Source organism: Kaistia terrae, from assembly GCF_026344005.1.
GTDB lineage: Bacteria > Pseudomonadota > Alphaproteobacteria > Rhizobiales > Kaistiaceae > Kaistia > Kaistia terrae.
Map to the genome: position 1 here is coordinate 338,205 of NZ_JAPKNH010000001.1, position 21,624 is coordinate 359,828.

Annotated in this window: 19 protein-coding genes; 11 read left to right on the forward strand and 8 right to left on the reverse strand. The window is 63.9% G+C overall.

What is annotated here, in order from left to right; genetic code table 11:
* Positions 1 to 62: 62 nt before the first annotated feature.
* The 6 genes from OSH12_RS01660 (at position 63) to mltG (ending at position 6,507) form a co-directional block, all read left to right on the forward strand.
* Positions 63 to 1,283, forward strand: a complete 1,221-nt coding sequence (locus OSH12_RS01660) for an MFS transporter (RefSeq protein WP_266341764.1) — start codon at positions 63 to 65, stop codon at positions 1,281 to 1,283.
* Between the two features lie 282 nt (positions 1,284 to 1,565).
* Positions 1,566 to 2,504 (forward strand): ACP S-malonyltransferase, encoded by a 939-nt coding sequence (fabD, locus tag OSH12_RS01665; RefSeq protein ID WP_266341765.1) that lies wholly within the window; start codon positions 1,566 to 1,568, stop codon positions 2,502 to 2,504.
* Between the two features lie 58 nt (positions 2,505 to 2,562).
* Positions 2,563 to 3,300, forward strand: a complete 738-nt coding sequence (fabG, locus tag OSH12_RS01670; RefSeq protein WP_266341766.1) for a 3-oxoacyl-[acyl-carrier-protein] reductase — start codon at positions 2,563 to 2,565, stop codon at positions 3,298 to 3,300.
* A gap of 269 nt (positions 3,301 to 3,569) precedes the next feature.
* Positions 3,570 to 3,806 (forward strand): acyl carrier protein, encoded by a 237-nt coding sequence (locus tag OSH12_RS01675; protein ID WP_104218330.1) that lies wholly within the window; start codon positions 3,570 to 3,572, stop codon positions 3,804 to 3,806.
* Between the two features lie 74 nt (positions 3,807 to 3,880).
* A complete protein-coding gene (fabF, locus tag OSH12_RS01680; protein WP_266341767.1) occupies positions 3,881 to 5,143 on the forward strand; it encodes a beta-ketoacyl-ACP synthase II in 1,263 nt (420 codons plus the stop codon).
* A 95-nt stretch (positions 5,144 to 5,238) separates the two neighbouring features.
* Positions 5,239 to 6,507 (forward strand): endolytic transglycosylase MltG, encoded by a 1,269-nt coding sequence (gene mltG, locus OSH12_RS01685; protein WP_266341768.1) that lies wholly within the window; start codon positions 5,239 to 5,241, stop codon positions 6,505 to 6,507.
* Between the two features lie 172 nt (positions 6,508 to 6,679).
* Here the strand turns inward: mltG and OSH12_RS01690 are convergent, their stop codons facing one another.
* Positions 6,680 to 7,090 (reverse strand): GFA family protein, encoded by a 411-nt coding sequence (locus tag OSH12_RS01690; RefSeq protein ID WP_266341769.1) that lies wholly within the window; start codon positions 7,088 to 7,090, stop codon positions 6,680 to 6,682.
* Between the two features lie 73 nt (positions 7,091 to 7,163).
* A complete protein-coding gene (locus OSH12_RS01695; protein ID WP_266341770.1) occupies positions 7,164 to 8,804 on the reverse strand; it encodes an FMN-binding glutamate synthase family protein in 1,641 nt (546 codons plus the stop codon).
* Positions 8,805 to 9,032: 228 nt separating this feature from the next.
* On the opposite strand from OSH12_RS01695, the gene OSH12_RS01700 reads away from it, so the two are divergent.
* The 3 genes from OSH12_RS01700 (at position 9,033) to OSH12_RS01710 (ending at position 11,186) form a co-directional block, all read left to right on the forward strand.
* Positions 9,033 to 9,920 carry a YicC/YloC family endoribonuclease gene (locus OSH12_RS01700; RefSeq protein WP_266341771.1) on the forward strand — a complete coding sequence of 296 codons (888 nt, stop codon included), beginning with the start codon at positions 9,033 to 9,035 and terminating at the stop codon, positions 9,918 to 9,920.
* Positions 9,921 to 9,930: 10 nt separating this feature from the next.
* On the forward strand, positions 9,931 to 10,575 hold the full coding sequence (gene gmk / locus OSH12_RS01705) for a guanylate kinase (RefSeq protein ID WP_266341772.1): 645 nt from the start codon (positions 9,931 to 9,933) through the stop codon (positions 10,573 to 10,575).
* A gap of 254 nt (positions 10,576 to 10,829) precedes the next feature.
* On the forward strand, positions 10,830 to 11,186 hold the full coding sequence (locus tag OSH12_RS01710; protein WP_266341773.1) for an MliC family protein: 357 nt from the start codon (positions 10,830 to 10,832) through the stop codon (positions 11,184 to 11,186).
* A gap of 224 nt (positions 11,187 to 11,410) precedes the next feature.
* On the opposite strand, the gene rsmA is transcribed toward OSH12_RS01710, so the two are convergent.
* From rsmA to lptF, 6 genes are all read right to left on the reverse strand, one after another.
* A complete protein-coding gene (rsmA, locus tag OSH12_RS01715; protein ID WP_266342423.1) occupies positions 11,411 to 12,181 on the reverse strand; it encodes a 16S rRNA (adenine(1518)-N(6)/adenine(1519)-N(6))-dimethyltransferase RsmA in 771 nt (256 codons plus the stop codon).
* A gap of 62 nt (positions 12,182 to 12,243) precedes the next feature.
* Complete coding sequence (gene pdxA, locus OSH12_RS01720) at positions 12,244 to 13,302, reverse strand: 4-hydroxythreonine-4-phosphate dehydrogenase PdxA (RefSeq protein ID WP_266341774.1); 1,059 nt, start codon at positions 13,300 to 13,302, stop codon at positions 12,244 to 12,246.
* A 42-nt stretch (positions 13,303 to 13,344) separates the two neighbouring features.
* Positions 13,345 to 14,274 carry a peptidylprolyl isomerase gene (locus tag OSH12_RS01725; protein ID WP_266341775.1) on the reverse strand — a complete coding sequence of 310 codons (930 nt, stop codon included), beginning with the start codon at positions 14,272 to 14,274 and terminating at the stop codon, positions 13,345 to 13,347.
* A 126-nt stretch (positions 14,275 to 14,400) separates the two neighbouring features.
* The gene (locus tag OSH12_RS01730; protein ID WP_266341776.1) at positions 14,401 to 16,845 is read right to left on the reverse strand and encodes an LPS-assembly protein LptD; all 2,445 of its coding nucleotides are present in this window, start codon (positions 16,843 to 16,845) and stop codon (positions 14,401 to 14,403) included.
* On the reverse strand, positions 16,842 to 18,014 hold the full coding sequence (locus OSH12_RS01735; RefSeq protein ID WP_266342424.1) for an LptF/LptG family permease: 1,173 nt from the start codon (positions 18,012 to 18,014) through the stop codon (positions 16,842 to 16,844). Before OSH12_RS01735 ends, OSH12_RS01730 begins: the two co-directional genes overlap by 4 nt.
* Before the next feature lie 3 nt (positions 18,015 to 18,017).
* Positions 18,018 to 19,205: an LPS export ABC transporter permease LptF gene (gene lptF / locus OSH12_RS01740; RefSeq protein WP_266341777.1), complete on the reverse strand. Its 1,188-nt coding sequence runs from the start codon at positions 19,203 to 19,205 to the stop codon at positions 18,018 to 18,020.
* Between the two features lie 312 nt (positions 19,206 to 19,517).
* Between lptF and OSH12_RS01745 the strand changes: the two genes are divergently transcribed.
* Both OSH12_RS01745 and OSH12_RS01750 read left to right on the forward strand, forming a co-directional pair.
* The gene (locus tag OSH12_RS01745) at positions 19,518 to 21,035 is read left to right on the forward strand and encodes a leucyl aminopeptidase (protein WP_266341778.1); all 1,518 of its coding nucleotides are present in this window, start codon (positions 19,518 to 19,520) and stop codon (positions 21,033 to 21,035) included.
* A 102-nt stretch (positions 21,036 to 21,137) separates the two neighbouring features.
* Positions 21,138 to 21,587, forward strand: a complete 450-nt coding sequence (locus tag OSH12_RS01750) for a DNA polymerase III subunit chi (protein WP_266341779.1) — start codon at positions 21,138 to 21,140, stop codon at positions 21,585 to 21,587.
* Positions 21,588 to 21,624 lie beyond the last annotated feature (37 nt).

The following is a 21,624-nucleotide window of genomic DNA, read 5'->3' on the forward strand; positions in this document are numbered from 1 at the left end:
TCCGGAATCGCCGCTTTTGGGCTCGCCCTTCCCCTGGTCAACCTCAATCAAGGACGTTGGAAGTGAGCGAGAGCGCGCAAGTTTTGCCCGCGTCGTCCGCCCGCGGTATCGCGGAACGGACCTCCCTGGGTATTTTGGTGGCCATCAGCATCTCCCATATGCTGAACGATCTGATGCAGTCGGTCATTCCGGCGATCTATCCCATCCTCAAGGCAGAGTTCACCTTGAGCTTCGGACAGATCGGCTTGATCCAGCTGGCGTTCCAGCTGACGGCGTCGATTCTCCAGCCCGTCGTCGGCATCTATACCGACAAGAATCCGCAGCCCTTCTCGCTGGCGGTCGGCATGGGCGTGACGCTCTGCGGCCTGCTGATGGTGTCGATCGCCTCGTCCTATCCGATGCTGCTGCTGGCGGTGGCGCTGATCGGCATGGGCTCTTCGATCTTCCATCCGGAAGCCTCGCGCGTCGCCCGCATGGCGTCGGGCGGCCGGCATGGTTTCGCCCAGTCGCTGTTCCAGGTCGGCGGCAATTTCGGCTCGGCCATTGGCCCGCTGCTCGCAGCGCTGATCGTGCTGGCGCGCGGCCAGGCCAGCGTTGCCTGGTTCTCGCTGGTGGCCTTGGCCGGCATGTTGATCCTGACCCGCGTCGGTTTCTGGTATCGGGACCATCAGCGCGAGCGCAAGAAAGCCAACATCGCCCCCGCCGTACAGACGCTGCCGCTCAATGTGGTCAAGCGCTCGATCCTGATCCTCGCCGTGCTGATCTTCTCGAAGTTCTTCTACATGGCGGCGCTGACCAGCTACTACACGTTCTACCTGATCGAGACGTTCAACGTGTCGGTGAAGGACTCGCAGCTCTATCTGTTCGTGTTCCTCGCCGCCGTCGCTGCCGGCACCATCGCCGGTGGCCCGATCGGCGACCGTTTCGGCCGCAAGTTCGTGATGTGGTTCTCGATCCTCGGCGTGCTGCCCTTCACGCTGCTGCTGCCGCACGCCAGCCTCGGTTGGACGATCGCGCTGTCGGTGGTGATCGGCTTCATCCTGTCGTCGGCCTTCCCGGCGATCATCGTCTACGCGCAGGAACTGGTGCCCGGGAAGGTTGGTCTCATCTCCGGCCTGTTCTTCGGTTTCGCCTTCGGCATGGGCGGCATCGGCGCGGCGGCTCTCGGCGAACTCGCCGACTGGACCTCGATCACCTTCGTGTTCCAGGTTTGCGCCTTCCTGCCGATCCTCGGCCTGCTGACGGCGTTCCTGCCGGACATCCGGAAGGTCAAACACGCCTGACGAAACGAACTTCGACATCGGCGGTGGACAACGCTCCGCCGCCGATGGACCGAAAGCCGGTCAAAATCCTTGCTGCCGCAGCGTCGAGAGCAGGCTCGAGCGGTTCCGGGACGCTGCCCCGCAGCGTCACAATCGATCGGATTCGGCCGATTCTCACCTCCGTTTTGGCGGCCGGAAAGCGTTGCAGAAACGCGCCAGACTTGACTTGGACGCCGGAACAGACGATTAGCCGCCGCCGAACACGCGACAACCATCGCAGTAACATTTCGTGCGGGGCCAGCCATGACGATCGCTCTCACATTTCCCGGCCAGGGCAGCCAGGCCGTCGGCATGGGCAAGGCGCTCGCCGATAACTTCGCTGAAGCACGCGCCGTTTTCGACGAAGTCGATGACGCGCTGGGCCAGAAGCTCTCCGCTGTCCTCTGGGACGGTCCGATCGAGACGCTGACCCTTACCGCCAACGCCCAGCCCGCCTTGATGGCGGTCAGCCTCGCCGCGCTTCGCGTGCTGGAGGCCCAGGGCTTCTCCGTCTCGAAGGCCGCTTATGTGGCCGGCCATTCGCTCGGCGAGTACTCGGCGCTGGCCGCTGCCGGCAGCCTGTCGATCTCCGACGCCGCCCGGCTGCTGCGCATTCGCGGCACCGCCATGCAGCAGGCCGTGCCGGTCGGCGAGGGCGCCATGGCAGCCCTTCTCGGTCTCGATTTTGAAACATCCAAGGCCGTCGCCGACGAAGCCGCCCAGGGCGATGTCTGTGAAGCCGCCAACGACAATGGCCCCGGCCAGGTCGTCATCTCCGGCACCAGGGCCGCCGTCGAGCGCGCGCTGGATATCGCCAAGGCCAAGGGCGCCAAGCGCGCGATCCTGTTGCCGGTCAGCGCGCCGTTCCATTGCCGCCTGATGCAGCCGGCCGCCGACGTCATGGCCGAGGCGCTGGCTCAGGTAGCAATCAACGCGCCCGTCGTGCCGCTGGTCGCCAATGTGCTGGCCGCGCCGATTTCCGACCCGGCCGAAATCCGCGCTCGTCTCGTCGAGCAGGTCACCGGCATGGTGCGTTGGCGCGAATCGGTCAGCTGGCTGGCCGAGAACGGCGCCGACCTGTTTGTTGAAATCGGCACCGGCAAGGTGCTGTCGGGGCTTGCCAAGCGCATCGCGCCCGAGGCACAGACGCTGAATGTCGGCACGCCCGACGACGTGGCCGCCGCGATCGAGCGTCTCGCTTGATCGCCGGTCGTGTTGCCGCCAAGTTTGGCATGAACAGGGTAATCAGAAGGAAGTCGTCATGTTCGATTTGACCGGCAAGCGCGCGCTGGTAACCGGCGCGAGCGGTGGCATCGGCCGGGCGATCGCCCTGGCGCTGCACAAGCAGGGCGCTACCGTCGCCCTTTCGGGCACGCGTCGCGAGGCGCTCGAGGCGCTGGCAACGGAAATGGGCACCAATGTCCATGTCCTGCCGTGCAACCTCTCGGTCGCCGAGGAAGTCGAGACGCTGGTCCCGCGCGCCGAAGAGGCGATGGGCGAGCTTGATCTCCTGATCAACAATGCCGGCATCACCCGCGACATGCTGTTCGCCCGCCTGTCGGACGAAGCCTGGCAGGACGTTCTCGACGTCAACCTGACCTCGGCCTTCCGCCTGACCCGCGCGGCGCTGCGCGGCATGATGCGTCGCCGCTATGGCCGCATCATCTCGATCACTTCGATCGTTGCCGTCACCGGCAATGCCGGGCAGGGCAACTATACCGCGTCGAAGGCGGCCCTGATCGCGATGTCGAAGTCGCTCGCCCAGGAAGTGGCGAGTCGCAACATCACGGTCAATTGCGTCGCTCCCGGTTTCATCGAAACCGCGATGACCGACGCGCTGAACGAAAAGATTCGCACCGCCCTTCTCGAGCGGGTTCCGGCCAAGCGTCTCGGCTCTGCCGACGACATCGCGTCCGCAGTGGTCTACCTGGCCTCTCAAGAAGCGGCATACGTGACCGGTCAAACCCTCCACGTTAACGGCGGTATGGCTATGATCTAATTGAGGAATCTGCGTTTTCGCAGGCCTCTTGGAGAGGGTTGTCACGCCCCCTCGCGGCGACTGGTCAAGGTTCAGAAACTATGTTAGGACCGCGCAATATCAGTGCCGCGTCTTCGCCGCTTTTGCGACGGAGCAGGCGTGGATTGACGATCGCCGAAGACTAGTGACGATATCGCGGTACGTTTTCGGGGGATTGCCGAGGCGTCCGGGTTTCCAGCGCGCGACAAGTCGCGGCAATAGTAGACAGAGAACAATCGAGGTTTTTAGACATGAGCGACATCGCTGATCGGGTAAAGAAGATCGTCATCGAGCATCTCGGCGTTGAAGCCGACAAGGTGACCGAGGGCGCTAGCTTCATCGACGATCTCGGCGCTGACAGCCTCGACACGGTCGAGCTGGTCATGGCGTTCGAGGAAGAGTTCGGCGTGGAAATCCCCGACGACGCAGCCGAGACGATCCTGACGGTCGGCGACGCAGTAAGCTTCCTGGAGAAGAACGCCGGCTGATTGCCGATGTTCATCCAACATAAGCCAATGACAAAAACGGCCGGACCCATTTGGGTCCGGATCGGGGGAAGCGTATGAGACGTGTCGTTGTAACCGGGATGGGTATGGTGACGCCGCTCGGTTGCGGCGTTGAGACCAACTGGTCCAATATTCTTGCCAGCAAGAGTGGCGCCCAGAAGGTCACGAGCTTCCAGGTCGATGACCTGCCGGCTCAGATCGCTTGCCTCATCCCGCATGGTGACAAGGCCGACGGCAAGTACAATCCAGACGATTGGATGGAGCCGAAGGACCAGCGCAAGGTCGATGATTTCATCGTCTACGCAATGGCTTCGGCCGATCAGGCCGTGCTGGATTCGGGTTGGCTCCCGACTGCCTACGAAGACCAGATCCGCACCGGCGTGCTGATCGGTTCCGGCATTGGCGGCATCCAGGGCATTGTCGAGGCCGGCATCACGCTGCGCGACAAGGGCCCTCGCCGCATTAGCCCCTTCTTCATTCCTGGCCGTCTGATCAACCTGGCCTCCGGCCATGTCTCGATCCGCTATGGCTTCAAGGGTCCGAATCATTCGGTCGTCACCGCCTGTTCGACGGGATCGCACGCCATTGGCGACGCGGCTCGCCTGATCGCGCTCGACGACGCCGACGTCATGATCGCCGGCGGCACCGAAGGTTCGGTCTCGCGCATCGCGCTCGCCGGCTTCGCTGCCTGCAAGGCGCTGGCGACCAATTTCAACGATCGCCCCGAAGAGGCCTCGCGCCCCTACGACCGCGATCGCGACGGCTTCGTCATGGGCGAGGGCTCCGGCATCGTCGTGCTCGAAGAGCGCGAGCACGCCATTGCTCGCGGCGCCAAGATCTACGGCGAAATCATCGGCTATGGCATGTCCGGCGACGCCTATCACATCACCGCGCCTTCCGAGGATGGCGATGGCGCCTATCGCTGCATGCATGCCGCGCTGAAGCGCGCCGGCCTCAAGCCGTCCGATATCGATTACGTCAACGCCCATGGCACGTCGACCATGGCTGACGGCATCGAGCTGAAGGCGGTCGAGCGGGTTGTCGGTGAATCGGCCTCGAAGATCGCCATGTCCTCGACCAAGTCGGCGACGGGCCATCTGCTGGGTGCTGCCGGCGCGGTCGAGGCGATCTACTCGCTGCTGGCGATTCGCGACAACATCGCGCCGCCGACGATCAATCTCGACAACCCCTCCGTCGAGACGGCCATCGACCTTGTCCCCAAGGTTGCGAAGAAGAAGCAGATCGACGTAGCCCTTTCCAATTCCTTCGGTTTTGGCGGCACGAACGCATCTCTGGTCTTCCGCCGGCATGGCGAATAAGGGCGGTCTTCGCGCTTTCGCCATAATCCTCCATACAGTCGCCTCTCGGCATCCGGATCGAGTCCGGGTGTCGAGCAGGTGAGAAGTAGGGTGTGATGAACGATACGAACCAACCGGGCGCCAAAGATAACAAAGCTGGCGATGCCGGCGACGTCGGCTCGGCGGAATTCGGCAATCGCATCAATCCTCGCAGCCCCGGCGATACATTGCGCCCCGAGCGCGTGCCGCCGCCGCCGCCGCGGTCGCAGCAGGCCCGCCACCCCGTCGTCATCATCATGAATTTCGCCATGACGATTCTCGTCGTTGGCGTTCTCGGCGCGGCGGGCATGTTCTTCTTTGGCAAGCTCCGGTTCGAGCAGGAAAGCCATTTCGGGCAGTCCAGGACCGTCTCGATCGAACGCGGCAAGAGCCTGCGCGAGATCGCCCAGGAACTCCATGAGCGCGGGCTGATCTCGTCCAAGTGGATCTTCATCGCCGGCGTGCGCGCCTATGGCCAGCAGGACGAGCTGAAGTCAGGCGACTATCTGATTCCGCCGCGCGCCAGCATGCGCGACATCATGAACGCCATGGTGAGCGGCAAGGCGATCCTCTATTCGGTGTCCATTCCCGAAGGCCTGACGAGCAAGCAGATCGTCGATCGGTTGAACGCCGATCCCGGCCTCGTTGGCGAAATTACCGAAGTGCCGGAGGAGGGCAGCCTGCTGCCCGATACCTATCGCTTCTCGCGCGGCGACAGCCGCCAGAACATCATCGACCGGATGCTGCGCGAGCGCGACCGGGTGATGACGGCGGTCTGGTCCAGCCGCGACAAGGATCTGCCAGTCAAGACGCAGGCCGAGCTGGTGACGCTCGCCTCGATCGTCGAGAAGGAAACCGGCATGGCGGACGAGCGCAGCCGCGTGGCGGCCGTGTTCATCAATCGCATGCGCCAGAACATGCGCCTGCAATCCGACCCGACCGTGATCTACGGCATCTATGGCGGCAACGGCCTGCCGTCGGGTACGCCGATCCGCCGCTCCGATCTCGACGCGGTCAATGAATACAACACCTACAAGATCAGCGGCCTGCCCAAGGGACCGATCGCCAATCCGGGCAAGGCGTCGCTGGCGGCGGCCGCCAATCCGTCGCGCACCAAGGATCTCTACTTCGTCGCGGACGGCACGGGCGGTCATGCCTTCGCCGAGAGCTATGCTGATCACCGCAAGAACGTTTCGCGCTATCGCAAATGGCTTGCCGAACAGAAGGCAAAGGGCGCTGCCGCGGCTGCCGAGCAGAGCGCAGGTCCCGGCGACGCCGAGGACGACGGCAGTCTGCCTGACGAGGGCGCGGCCGATACGGCGCCGTTGCCGGCACCCAAGCCGTAGAGGCGGTCCATCTTTGTAGAATTGGCTTCACCTCTCCCTGAGGGAGAGGTCGGCTCGAAGAGCCGGGTGAGGGTTTAGGAACCTATCCGGTGAGGCCGTGAACCCTCACCCGCCGGCCTTTGGCCGTCGACCTCTCCCTCAGGGAGAGGTGAACAACGGGCCCAGCGCATCGTCAGCCTTCGCCGGGCAGCCCGCTGATCTCAGGAACATCTTCCAGATGCTCGTCCCAGTCCGCGCGGCTGGCGACGCAGATATGCGCGTCTGGTCGCATCGTCACGGGGCTGTCGAGGCTTCCTGCGGGAACGACGAGGAACTGGCCGTCCATCTCCGCGCGCGGCAGTGCGGAGCCGCAGGCGACGCAGAAGGCCTTTTTGTGCCGGGTCGCGGGAAGCTGGAACGTACGGACATTGTCCTGGCCCGAAATCCAGCTGATCCGGGCCGTGCCGGAAAACAGGTTCGCCCCATGCGCCGATCCGCTGTCCTTGCGACAACGCGAGCAATGGCACAGGAAGAAATTCTGGAAGTCGCCCGAGATTTCGAAACGAACTTCGCCGCAAAGACACGAACCCAAGTGTTGTGGCATCGCTTAACCGCCCCCCGATCAAATCCGTCAGACTACGCTCCGCAAAGGGGAACGCAGTCTGTCTCTCTCAGCCTCAGCTAGCCTTACGCAATTCGCCGACGATGGAGAAGCTGTCGGGTGACGCCAGCGCCCAGGATTGACGGTAGAACGGGTGAGGGCTGTTGCCATCCAGCAACTCTCCCTCGGTCAGATAAGGGAAGAGCTGCGAGTAGAGGCGGATCTCGTTCGAGCTGACGCGCCGCGCGATGTGATGGGGGCGCAGGGCGGACGGATGCTCCAGTCCTGCTGCCGCCAGCAGCTCCGCCAGCGCGTGCAGGGAGTTGTGATGGAAGTTCGCTACCCGCTGGGCCTTGTCCGGGACGACGAGCGCGCGCTGTCGCAACTGATCCTGCGTGGCGACGCCTGTCGGGCATTTGTTGGTATGGCAGCTCTGCGACTGGATGCAGCCGATGGCGAACATGAAGCCGCGGGCTGAATTGACCCAGTCGGCCCCAAGCGCCAGCACCGCTGCGACATCAAAGGCCGAGACGATCTTGCCGGCCACGCCGATCCGGATCTTCTGCCGCAATCCGGCGCCCACCAGCGTGTTGTGGACGAGCAGCAGCGCTTCGCGCATCGGCGCGCCCATATGGTCGGTGAGTTCCACAGGCGCCGCGCCCGTGCCGCCTTCCGCCCCGTCGACGACGATGAAGTCGGGCACGACGCCGGTCTTCAGCATCGCCTTGACGATCGCCATGAATTCCCAGGGCTGGCCGATCGCCAGCTTGAAGCCGACAGGCTTGCCGCCAGAGAGTTCGCGCAGCCGGGCGACGAACTGCATCATCTCGGCCGGTGTGGAAAATGCCGAGTGAGAGGGAGGCGAGATGCACTCCACTCCGACGGGAATGCCACGGGTCGCCGCGATTTCGGGGCTGACCTTGTTGGCGGGCAGGATGCCGCCATGGCCGGGCTTGGCGCCCTGGCTCAGCTTGACCTCGATCATCTTGACCTGATCATTGGCGGCCTGGGCGGCGAACTTTTCCGACGAGAAGGTGCCGTCGGCGTTGCGGCAGCCGAAATAGCCGGACGCGATCTGCCAGACCAGGTCGCCGCCATATTCCCTGTGATACGGGCTGATCGAGCCTTCGCCGGTGTCCTGCGCGAAGCCGCCAAGCTTGGCGCCCCGGTTCAGCGCCATGATGGCGTGGCTCGAGAGCGCGCCGAAGCTCATGGCGGAGATGTTCAGAACCGAGCCCGAATAGGGCTTGCCGCATTGTTCGTTGCCGATGGTGATGCGGAAGGTCCGGGGGTCCTGCATTCGGGCCGGATGCATCGAGTGGCCCATGAACTCATAGCCATCGGCATAGGCGTCGAGCAACGTGCCGAAGGGGCGCTGATCGGCTTCGTTCTTGGCGCGCTGATAGACCAGCGAGCGTTCGGCCCGCGAGAAGGGGAGCTTGTCGGAATCGGATTCGAACAGATATTGCCGCAGTTCCGGGCGGACTGATTCGACGAGAAAGCGCATGTGGCCGATCACCGGGTAATTCCGCGTGATGGCGTGACGCTTCTGGATCAGATCCCGCACGCCGAGCGCGCTCAGGGCGACGAAGACGATCGTCAGCAGCACGTTGAGCGTCCGGTCCATCGGGATCAGCGGCATGAGCAGTGCGGCGAGAACGCAGATCGCGAAGGCGCTGTAGCGGGCGATGAGCGAGAATTTCAGGATGGATTGCATGGCGCTTTCCCCGGCAGGGATTGTTGGGCCGGCAAGGGCTGCTTGGCCAATGGCCCGGGTCGGTTTGGATCTTAGTCTAAATCCACGACAGTCTCGTTGCGAGATCGGCCGATATACGCGTGCTCGCCCTTGAGCGACAGGAATGCGCGCATTACTGTCGCCGCTTCAAACCGGCGGGCCTGACCGGAATTTTCATGGCCAGGGACATTTCATGGCCGGGGAATCCTGATGGCATTGACGAGCATGACCGGCTTCGCGCGCTCCGCCGGAGCGGGCCACGGCTATCGCTGGACGTGGGAACTGCGCAGCGTCAACGGCAAGGGCCTCGACATCCGGCTGCGCCTGCCGCAGAGCTTCGAACACCTCGACCAGCCGGCGCGCGAGCGCATCGGCAAGGCGCTTCAACGCGGCAATCTTCAGGTCGGCCTCAGCCTGCAGCGCGAGACGACCGCCTCGGCGCTCCGCGTCAACGAAGCGCTGCTCAGCCAGGTGATGGATCTCGTGCGCCGTGTCGGCAGCCAGATCGACGCTGCACCGCCGACGCTGGACGGCCTGCTTTCGATCCGCGGCATTCTGGAAACGGTCGATGCCGAGGATGATCCCGCCATCGCAGGAGCGCTCGCCGCGGACCTCCTCGTCGATCTGGATACGGCCCTCGCCGAGCTCGTCGTCGCGCGGGATCGCGAGGGCGCGGCCATCGGCGCCGTGCTCAATGCCCGCATGGACGAGATCGAACGCCTGACGGCGGCGGCGGAAGCCTCGCCGGCACGCACCGTGGAAGCGATCAAGAAGAAGCTCGGCGATCAGGTCGCCGCCCTTCTCGACGCCTCTCCGGCGCTCGACCCCGACAGGCTGCATCAGGAAGCTGCCCTGCTCGCCACCCGCGCCGATATCCGCGAGGAATTGGACCGGCTGACGGCGCATGTCGAGGCAGCCCGGGCGCTGCTCGCCGAAGGTGGCCCGGTCGGCCGCAAGCTCGATTTCCTCGCCCAGGAATTCAATCGCGAAACCAACACGCTCTGCGCCAAGGCGAATGATCGCTCCCTGACGGCGATCGGCCTCGATCTGAAGGCCGCCGTCGATCAGTTGCGCGAGCAAGTCCAGAACCTCGAATAGGAAGTCGTTTATGTCGGTTGCCGGAACCTCACCCTCGCGGCGCGGCCTGATGCTGGTCCTGTCCTCGCCATCCGGCGCGGGAAAATCCACCATCGCGCGGCACCTGATGGCGGAGGACAAGGATATCGTCCTCTCCGTCTCGGTGACGACGCGCGCGCGCCGTCCGAGCGAGATCGACGGCGTGCATTATCACTTCATCGACCAGCCGACCTTCAACAAGCTGCGCGACAAGGGCGAGTTGCTGGAGTGGGCCGAGGTGCACGGCAATTGCTACGGCACGCCGCGCGCGCCGGTCGAGGCCTGGCTGACATCCGGCAAGGACGTGCTGTTCGACATCGACTGGCAGGGCGCCGACCAGGTTGCCAAGGCCATGCCGGAAGATCTCGTCCGCATCTTCGTGCTGCCACCGACCATGGCCGAGCTGGCGTCACGCCTCGTGCGCCGGGCCGAGGACGCCGCCGACGTGATCGCCAAGCGACTTGCAAACGCCAGGGCCGAGATTCTGCATTGGCGCGACTATGACTATGTCCTGATCAACAAGGACCTTCAGACGTCGCTGGAGAAGGCGCAGGCCATCCTCTACGCCGAGCGCATGCGCCGCGCCCGCACCACCTGGCTGGAAGGCTTTGTCGAGGATCTGCTGCAGCAGGAGTAGGGGGGCGGCGGGCTTTCCGGGCCGCGCTGCCATTCTTATCCCTCGCCCGCTTGCGGGAGAGGGTTGGGTGAGGGGCTTGCTTGCCTCGCCTGCCTAATATCCGAGCGGTTTCAGAAGTGACCCTCGCCCCAGCCCTCTCCCGCTTGCGGGAGAGGGGGCAGATTGTGCGTGCCCGATGTCGCTGGGCATCCGATTGCCTTCGCCTCCTGCCGCTGCGACAATCGCACAAGCATTCCCGTCGATTGGAGACACCGATGACGCTTCACGCTCGCGGCCTCGCCTTGGCCCTTGTCCTTGCTTCGCTGCCGGTCGCAGCTTCCGTGTCCGTCGCCGCCGATATACAGTCGGTCGCCGCCAGTTCCGAGGCGGCGAGGAGCTTCGCCTATCGCTGCGAGGACGGCACCCGACTTTCCGCGTCGTTCAGCCCGGCGGGACAGGGGCAGGGCACGGCCGACATCGCGTTTGCTGATGGTCGGAAGGTTGTGCTGCCACAGGCCGTTTCGGCCGATGGCGGCCGCTACGTGAAGGACGACATCGAGTTCTGGATCAAGGGCAATGGCGCCATGCTGACCATTGCCGACAAGATGACGAACTGCACCACCCACGACTAGAGCAGGATCTATCTGGGTCGATTCCGACTTTGCACCTTGCCCAGAGGGACAGATCGGATCGAAGAGCCGGGAGAGGGTTTAGGGAACCATCCGGTGAGGCCGTAAACCCTCACCCGCCGGCCTGCGGCCGTCGACCTCTCCCTCAGGGAGAGGTGAAGAACGATGTTTCAAATCAGATGGATCGTGCTCTAGCGACCAAGGCCAGCGTTCGTTTCAGCGAACGCCTATGGCAGCGCGTTGGCGAGACGGACAAAGCCGGCGACGTCGATCTCTTCCGCGCGCGCCGTCTCGACGATGCCGGCGGCTGCCAGCAGCGGCAATGGATCGGTGCCGAGGCTCTTCAGGCTCTGGCGCAGCATCTTGCGGCGCTGGCCGAAGGCGGCGGCCGTGACGCGCTCCAGCTTCTGCCGGCTGCACTCCAGCGGCGTCTGGCGGGGAACTAGCTCCACGACGGACGAGACAACCTTTGGCGGCGGGGTAAACGCTTTTGGCGAAATGTCGAACAGGATGCGCGCCTCGCTGCGCCAGCCGCACATGACGCCGAGGCGTCCGTAAGCGTCGTCGGCCGGCGTGGCGACAATGCGCTCCGCGACCTCGCGCTGGAACATCAGCGTCATTTTTTCATAGAAGGGCGGCCAGGGCTCATTCTGCAGCCAGCCGAGCAGCAGCGGAGTGCCGATATTGTAGGGCAGGTTGGCGGCGATCCGCACGCGGCCGGTCGCCAGCTTCGACATGTCGACCTGCATGGCGTCGCCCTCGATGATTTCGAGGCGGCCGGGATAGTGGGCGGCGATTTCAGCAAGGGCTTCGAGGCAGCGGCTGTCGCGCTCGATGGCGATGACCTTTTCAGCGCCCTCGGCCAGCAGCGCCCGCGTCAGCCCGCCGGGTCCAGGCCCAACCTCGATCACCGTGACGCCAGCCAGCGGGCCCGCGGCGCGCGCGATGCGGCCCGTCAGGTTCAAATCGAGCAGGAAGTTCTGGCCGAGCGCCTTCATGGCCTGGAGGCCATGGTTTGCAATCACGTCGCGAAGGGGAGGGAGGCCGTCCTGCGCCAGCGTCACGAAACGGCTCCCGCCGCGTGCTCGCGCTGGCGGTATTCCGCCTCATGTCGCGCGAGTTCGTCGGCGAGACGCAGCGCCGCGGCGAGGCTCGAAATATCGGCCTTGCCGGTGCCGGCGATATCGAAGGCGGTGCCGTGATCGGGCGAGGTGCGCACGAAGGGCAGGCCGAGCGTGACGTTGACGGTCTCCGAGAAGGCGATCGTCTTGGTCGGGATCAGGGCCTGGTCGTGATACATGCACAGCGCCACATCGTAGCGGGCGCGCGCCTCGGCATGGAACATGGTGTCGGGCGCGAGCGGACCGAAGGCGTTGATGCCCTCTTCGCGCAACGCCGCCACGGCCGGGCGGATGAACTCATCGTCCTCGGTGCCCATGACGCCGCCTTCGCCCGCATGCGGATTGAGGCCGGCGACGGCGATACGCGGATTGGAAATACCGAAGCGGCGGCGCATATCGTGGTCGATGGTGCGTCCCGTGCGGATCAGCATTTCCTCGGTCAGGAGACGCGGCACGGCGGCGATCGGCACATGGATGGTGGCTGGCACGGCGCGTAGGCCGGGGCCGGCCAGCATCATGACCGGATGAGCCGGCGAACCGCTCCACGCCGCCGACAGCATGCCGAGAAACTCGGTGTGGCCGGGATGCTGGAAGCCGGCGTCGAACAGCGCCTTCTTGTTGATCGGATTGGTGACGAGGGCCGAGGCAAGTCCGGCACGTACGTCGCCGACGGCACGGGCAATCGCCTCGATGACGCCGCGCGCAGCGCTACGCTCCGGCTGGCCGGGGGCGGCATCTGCCGCCGATTCCAACGCCACGACGGGCAGGACGCGGTCGAACGCATCGATCGCTTCCCCTGCCGACATCGTCTCGATCGGGATGTCGATCCCCATCAGCTTGGCGCGACGGCGCAGCGCATCGGGGTCGGCCAGCACGTAGAATGGCGGCAGCCGGCGCTCGCTTCGTTCTCGCCACACGGCCAGGGTGACGTCCGGACCAATCCCGGCCGGCTCCCCCATCGTTAGTGCAAGCGGCCGGAACGATGCGGAATCAACCATGTCGTCTCACTTGAAGGGGCTCCGCGGAAGCGCGAGGCCAGTCTATTTGTAACTGATCTTGGCGTCCTTGCGGAGCTCGGCGACGAAATCCTTGCCGACATTCTTGCTCTGCTCGGAGGCAAGCTTGTCCTCGATCTCGGCACGGACACCGGCGGTGCTGCGGATTTCCTTGATGTCACAGACGGCAACCACCTCGACGCCGCGTTCCGTGACGTCGGGCTTGATCGTGCTGCCGATCGAAGCCGCCTTCAGCGCCTCGCCGGCCGGGCCCTGGACCTGCGTGCTGTCACGCCGACCCATGTTGAGCACGACCACGCCCTTCAGGGCCTTGGCCTGCTCGAGGCTGGCGTCACAACCGGCGAAACGCTTGCGGAAGGCTTCGGCCTCGCGCTGCCGCTGGCCGACATAGCCGGCGGAGGAACCCTTGGGCACCACGAAGACGATCTGCTGGAGCTTGAACTCCTTGATCGTCGCCGTCTCGGTCTGGACGCCCTGCTTTTCCATCTGCGCCTGGACGTCGGCTTCGCTGACCTTGACGCTGCGGGCCTTGGCCTGGACGACCATGGCGCCGGTGATCTGGGCGCGGAGGAACTTGCGCAGCGTATCCGCCTGCACGCCCTGCGAACTGAGCGCCTTGACGAATTGGGCCGGCGGCAGCTTGACCTGCTTGGCAATGCCGTTGAAGCGCTCCTCGACCATGGCGTCCGAGACGTTCATGCTCCGGCGCTTCGCAACCTGGTCCAGCAGTACCTCGTCGACCATGTCGTCGAGCACCGTCTTGTCGCCGCTCGGCTGGCGGAAAAGCTTCATCAGCTTGATGCGCTGGCTGACGTCATAGGACGTGATCGGCTGGTCGTTGACGGTCGCCCGCACGGCGGACTGGGCCGAAGCCGTTGCCGGCAGGCTGACGCTGGCAAGGCCGATCGCGATGGCGAAAGCCGGCAGAAGGAAGGCGTTCAATTGAGTGCGCATGGCCAAAATCCGAATCCTGTCAGCTGCGGCGTGTCGCCGGTATTTCGGCGCACCGAATCGTCGTGCCGCCACGGAGGAACACATTCCGAGTGCATAAATCCTGCAAATCCGGCGAAACCATGAAGATCAATTGCTGCTGTTGTTGCTCGTCAGGGAGCCGACATCGCTGCGCAGCTTGGTTCCGCCCAGCGTCCGCAGCTCGAGGCGAACCATGAGCTGCTTCGACGTCTGCAGATCGGTGTAGTCGTCACGGATCTCGCTATAGGCGATCGAGAAGGTCGTGCACTCGTCGTCATAGGCGATGCCGATGCCGCTAGACGCGAGTTGATCTCCCTCGATGTCCCAGGCGACCGAGCCGAACACACGCCAGGTATCGGTCATCTGCCAGGAGGCCCTGCCGCTGATCGTATCCGTCCGCGCGTCATTGCCGATCGCCGGCTGTTCACGCAGGAACAGGTAGGATGCAGAGGCTGTGACGTCGCCGAACTTGCCGGTAGCCGTCACTTCGGCTCGATTGACATCAAGGTTCTCGTTGTCGAAGCGACCGCGCGCCGACAGGAAGTAGCCATAGCCGGTATCCAGCGTCACGCCGGCGACGACATCGGAGACGTCGGTTTCGAGACCGGATACGGCGCCGGTCGCGGTCAGGTCCTGGACGGCGAACGAGTTCTCGCCGGCAACCTGATAGGACTGGCCGACGACACCCTGCAGGGTCGCAAGCTGACCGACGCTGGCGAGATAGCGGAAGCCGACATTGACGCGGGTGCCGCCTTCAATCCGGTCGTAGCCGGAGAACTTGTCCCAATCGAACAGGCTCGAATCGTCGAAGACAAGACTCTGCGCGTCTTCGTTCGGCAGGAGACCGGCCATCGGCTCGTCCGGACGGACGATCATCTGGGCAATCGGCTCGAACAGGAAGCTGGAGGAAAGGCCGGCGGCCATGACGGGCCAACGCCATTCCACGCCGACGGCAGGCATGCCGCGGAAGAAGGTGCCGTTGTCGTTCAGGCCGGCAATGATCTGGTCCTGATCGAGATAGTAGCCATCGCCGCGCAGGTAGCCGAACGGCTTGAAGATCATGCCCAGCGGGCCGATCATGCTGCGCTGCCACGTGGCTTGCGAACTCAGGCGGTTGTAATTGCCCGACAGGCCGAGAATGTGCGAGTCGTCCTGGAGCCGGCCGTTGAGAACGCCCTCCGAAACGGTGATTCCATTGCCGTCATTGTTGACGATGTCCGTCTCGTCGCGCGACAGGCTTGTCAGGTTCGACTTGATCGACAGCTGACCGCCCAGGATCGAATTATCGAACAGATAGCTGTGATCGATCACCGGATGGACGATAGCCTGACGGCCCTGGTCGTACTTGATGTCCTCGTCGTTCGTCAGCACCTGGAAATAGAGAGCGCGCGCGTCGAAATAGTTGCGATCGCTTATGCCGGTCAGGTGGACGTCCGAGACGTTGATGTCGGTGTTGGTCGACAGCAGGCTGTAGTCGCGGCTGAAGGTACGGTCGCTGAGCAGCGTCGCGTCCCAGCCGACGGTCCAGTAGCGGTTCAGGTAGAAATCGCCCTTGGTCTTCACGCCGCCACGGAAATCCTTGACGCCGGAATTACGCGTGCCTTCGTCGTAGAAATCGTCGGGATTGAGCTGGTTGATGCCAGCCATCCGCAGCGAATATTCGCCATACTCGACCCGATGACGCCATTCGACATCCGCCAGGAAGCCCTGGTTGGTGTAGACGGCCGGGGCGAGCGTCAGGTCGTAGTTCGGCGCCAGCGCCCAGAAATAGGGGGTCTGGATGAACGCGCCCAGGGTCTTCTTGTAGCCCGCGGAGGGGAACAGGAAGCCGCTCTTGCGCTTGACGGTCGGATCGGGCGCCGAGAAAGCCGGGAAATAGGCGATCGGCATGCCGAGGAATTCGATCGACGCACGCTTGAAATAGACCATGTGCTCGTTGTGATCGACGATGATCCGAGCGGCCTTCACCTGCCAGATCGGCGCCTTGTCGGGCTTTTCGCGGCAGGGTTCGCAGGCGGTATAGACGCCGCGATAGAAGGTCGTGGTCTTGCCCTGGTCGCGCAGCGCCTTTTCGGCGGCGAAATGCGTCTGCGTCGGCGTATCCAGCCGGAGCGCATCCACGAAGCCGGTGGCAAAATCGTCAGTGATGTCGATCGTGTCGGCGGTGACGACCGCGCCGGTCCTGTCGACGATCTTCACGCGCCCTTCGGCGCGCATCTTCTTGTTCTTCTGGTCGTAGGTGACCCGGTCGGCTTCCAGCGTATAGCCGTCGTAATAGATCTTGACCTTGCCGACAGCCGCGACTGCGGCCTTGTCGTAGTCATAGACGAGCTGGTCCGACTCCAGCACCATCTGCGCATCCTTGGCAGGACGCGGCAGATTGTCGGCGCCGAAGCCGAGCGTACCGGGAGCGGATTGTGCAAAGGCGTTGTCGGCAGGGGCCACGAGGCTGAAGCCGAGACCAAGCGATGCCGCGACGAGCAGGGCACCAAAGCCGCGCAAAGCGCGAGACACCGCGCCGCGCCTCTGGAGAGGAACGGAAACGACCATCATCCGTCCTCCCGATGCAGAAGCACTGTTACACTTAACAAGGTGGCGACGATGGCTGGTGTCCAAGCGGCAATCATCGGTGACACGACGCCGCTCCTCCCCAATCCCCTCGCCAATTCTGTGACAACATAAAGCACGAAGCCTACCGCTACACCAGTCAAAATAACCTGCCCCAGGTCCCGCGAACGGGAGAAGCGGAGCGACACGGTCGCGGCGACGAATACCATGGCGAGGAACAGCAGGGGCTGCGCCAGAAGCGACTGGAACTGCATCTCGTACGCATCACTCGGAACTGCCGATTTTCTAGAAATTTCAATGAGTTCCGGCAAAGACCAGAACGAAACTGTTTCGGGGTCTGCCAGACTTTGGCTGACCTGCTCGGCGCTGAGATCCGTGGGGAGGTGAATCTCGGCTTCCGGAGCGGGGCGGCTGCCCGGCCGGGTCAGGGTCGCGTTGCGGAAGACCCAGTTTCCGTCCTCGAAATCAGCTGTGGATGCATCGATCCGATGGTCCAGCGTGCCATTCGATTTGAACACGAATGCCGACGCATCGACGAGCGAAAGGCCGCGGTTGAGGCTCTGCTTGGCGCCGATGATCGACGAACCCTCGCGGCCGGTCTGGCGCATCCAGATGGTCCAGTCCGACGATGATTCGGGTGCCGATCCGACGTCCGTTGGCAGTGTGGGCGTCGCAGCGGGCGCAGGCGCCGGCGTTGGAGCCGCCTTGGCCTCGAGCTTGATTCGGGTCTGAGCCAACTGGTTGGCCAGCAGAATCGAGCGTTCCTTGAGGTCGGTCGAGATCGGATTGAAGACGGTTGTCGCGAAGATGCCGATCATGACGGCGACAAGTCCGGCCGGCAGCAGGAATTGCCAGGCGGAGACGCCGGAGGCGCGCGCGACCACGAGTTCAAGCTGCCGATTCGCCATCACGAAGCTCGCCATCGAGGCGAACAGGATGGTGAAGGGCAGGGCTCGTTCGATGACGTTGGGAACGCGAGCGAGTGACACCAGCAGATAGAGGAAGGCGTCGAAGCCCTCGCGCCGGGCAGCGCGGCGGGCCAGTTCGAGATAGTCGATGAACGCCATCAGCACGAACACGACGATGAAGATGATCAAAGCCGTCTTGGCGAAGCGCTTGGCAAAATAGAGGCTGAGCGTGGGGCTGCGGAACATCACTTAGCTGTGCCCTCCGGTGGAGGGACGCGGGCCGATCCGGAACCGGTTGGCGATTCGCTGGAAGAATTCGGTCACGAACGAGGCGATGCTGTCGGAGGCGGAGAACCGGAACGAGCTGTAGACGGCGATGAGCGACAGGATGATGAAACCGATCGGCAGGGCGTAGAGGGCCGGAATCAGGCGGGCATCGTTTGCCGCCAGGCTGGCGAGAATCAGTCCGCCGATACGCACGCCGGTCGCGATGGCGATCGTGCCAAGCACGACGAGGCTGCGTCCCTGGCGTGTGGTCTGCGCCTGGCCGAGCGCCGCGACGGGCAGAATGGAAAAGAAGATGGCGTAGAGCGGCGCGGAGATGCGGTCATGCAGCTCGGACAGGAAGGTTCCCGGCCGCTTCTGATATTCCGGGTCGTTCGGGCTCGGCGACAGCAGGTAGGCGGTGCTGCGTTCGGCGGCCGTATAATCCGGCAGCGTGTTGCGGCTGCCAAAGGTCGACAGGTCGAACGCATAGGATTCAAACTCGATGATCGACATCGAGTTGTTCGTCTCGGACTTCTGCTGGATCGTGCCGTTCTGCATGATCAGGAAGGTGCCGAGCGGGTTCTTCAGGACGGCGCCGCGATTGGCGATGTAGACCGAGGTCTGGTCCGGCTGGCGGCCATCCTGGATGAAAATGCCTTCGAGCGTACCGTCCGGCTTGCGGTCCTTCACATGGAAGACGAGCCGGTTGCCGAGTTCCATGAACTGGCCTTCGCGCACGAAGCTGGTGATGAGGTCGGCGTTGATGCCAGTGAGCAGGCCCCGAAATGCCTGCAGCGACAGGGGCACCAGATAGAGCGACATCGAGCCGACGATGATCGCGGTGATCAGCCCCATCGACAAAGCGGGCTTCAGCAGACGGGTCTGCGATGCGCCGCTGGCGTTGATGACGACGAGTTCCGAATCGGCATTGAGCTGGTTGAAGGTGTAGATCGCGCCAATCAGCAGGGCGACGGGACAGACGATCAGCAGCAGGCCGGGGAAGATCAGGCTCGACACGCGAAAGAAGGTGACGAAGTTCTGGCCCTTGCTGGTGATCAGGTCGAGTTCGCGCAGAGCCTGGCTCAGCCAGACGGTGCCCGACAAGCCGCAAAGGCTCAGCAGGAATGCCGCAAACATCCGTTTGAAGATGTAACGCTCAATGAGCTTCATCTTGGTATCGTCGATCCTCGAACTCGGTACGCGCCTCGGAATGACAGCCTCGCCTCGGCTGCAACAAAATCTGGCGAATTCAACTCCTCGGAAGTTCAGGGTCGCGAACGTCCATGGGTGAACCAATTGGGTGAATCAAACGCGAACGAACATTCTTAATGAATGGTAAAGCTCTAGCTTGAACCCGCGCCACTTGCCAGAGAGGGCGGTCCGGGGACAGATTGATCCCCTAGCTGTGTGTCTAAACGCACGCACTCCCCGTTCCAGACAGCGCCACCCGGCGCCTGCCAACCTTGCCCCGCGAGATCTCAAATGACCGACAATCCAGCCGTTTCTTTCCACAAATCCGCCTCGTCCGATACCGGAACGCTGGTTGTGCTGACTGACGAGACGCTGGGCTTTGGCGCCGATGTGGGCGGGATGGGCATCGCGGAACTGGTGCTAAAAGCCGCAGGCGTCGCCGACTACAAAGGCAAGGCCATGGCGACTCTGGACGTGCTCGCGCCGGCAGGGCTGAGCTTCGACCGCCTCGTCGTGGTTGGTCTCGGCAAGGCGGGAGAGCTGGTGGAAGGCGATTGGTCGCGGCTCGGCGGCGCTATTCTCGGCGCGTTGCGCAAGGGCGAGAAGGCGACGCTGGTGGCGGAGCGGCCCGATGGCACGCCGATCACCGGCGACCAGCTGGCTGAAATCGGCCTCGGGGCGATCCTGCGCGCCTATTCCTTCGACCGCTACAAGAGCAGCAAGCGCGGCAAGGAGGGAAAAGACGGGGACAACGGCAAGGCGTCCAAGTCGCCGGCTTCGCTCGACATCGTGTCCGCCGAGGCGAGCAAGGCCAAGAAGGCCTGGACGGCGCGCCTGGCTGTGGCCGAGGGCGCGATTCTGGCGCGCGAACTGGTCAACGAGCCGGCCAACGTGCTGGGCCCGGTCGAATTCGCCGAGAAGGCAGCTGAACTGGCGGCACTTGGCGTCACCATCGAGACCCTGACCGAAAAGCAGATGAAGAAGCTCGGCATGCGCGCGCTTCTGGGCGTCTCGCAGGGCTCTGTCCGGCCCCCGCGTCTCGTCGCCATGCACTGGAACGGCAACAAGTCGAAAGACAAGCCTGTCGCCTTTGTCGGCAAGGGCGTCGTGTTCGATACGGGCGGCATCTCGATCAAGCCGGCCGGCGGCATGGAAGACATGAAGGGCGACATGGGTGGCGCCGCCGCCGTCGTCGGCCTGATGCACGCGCTCGCCTCGCGCAAGGCCAAGGCGAATGTCGTCGGCATCATCGGCCTCGTCGAAAACATGCCGGACGGCAATGCCCAGCGTCCGGGCGATATTGTCGCCGCCGCCTCCGGCGTGACGATCGAGATCATCAATACGGACGCCGAAGGCCGTCTCGTTTTGGCCGACGCGATCTGGTACGCGCAGAAGACCTATGAGCCGAAGGTGATCATCGATCTGGCGACGCTGACCGGCGCGATACTGGTGGCGCTCGGCAGCGACCATGCCGGCTTGTTCGCCAATGATGATGCGCTGGCGGCCGCGCTCTCGAAGGCAGGCGAGGCGACGGGCGAAAAGGTCTGGCGCATGCCGCTCGGCGCCGTTTACGACAAGATGATCGAGTCGAAGTTCGCCGACATCAAGAACACCGGCGGTCGCTATGCCGGCTCGATCACGGCGGCGCAGTTCATCCAGCGCTTCGTTGATGACGGCGTTGCCTGGGCGCATCTCGACATTGCCGGCACGGCCATGGGTTCGCCGCAGAGCGAGACCAATCGCTCCTGGGCGTCGGGCTGGGGCGTTCGCATTCTCGACCGCCTCGTCGCCGACAATTACGAAGGTTGATTCTCTTCAAGAGCGATCGGCCGTCCGGCTGATCTGCTACAAGACCACGACGCGGTCCGCTCCGAATGCCTCGGGGTGGGCGGCGTCGCGTGAGAAGGCGTGATGACCGAAGTCCTGTTCTACCATCTGCAGCAGCAGCCGCTGGAAACGCTCCTGCCGGGACTGCTGGAGAAATCGCTTGAGCGGGGTTGGCGCGTTGTCGTCGAGGCCGGTTCGGTCGAGCGCTGCGAGGCGCTGGACGCCTTGCTGTGGACCTATGGCGAGGACAGCTTCCTTCCGCACGGCCTCTGGCGCGATCCGGATGCTGCCCAGCATCCGATCCTGATCACCACCGAGATGGATAATCCCAACGGCGCCAATGTCCGTTTTCTCGTCGCCGGCGCATCGACCGGCGACCTGGCCGGCTATGTGCGGGTGGTGCTGCTCTTCGACGGCAACGACCCGGATGCCCTCGATGCAGCGCGCGCGTCGTGGAAGCGCGTCAAGGCCGAGGGCCATGACGCAACCTATTGGCAGCAATCCGAGCAGGGACGCTGGCAGAAGAAGGCGTGAGGGCAACGCCGAGGACAGTCTCGCAGCACTCCAACGC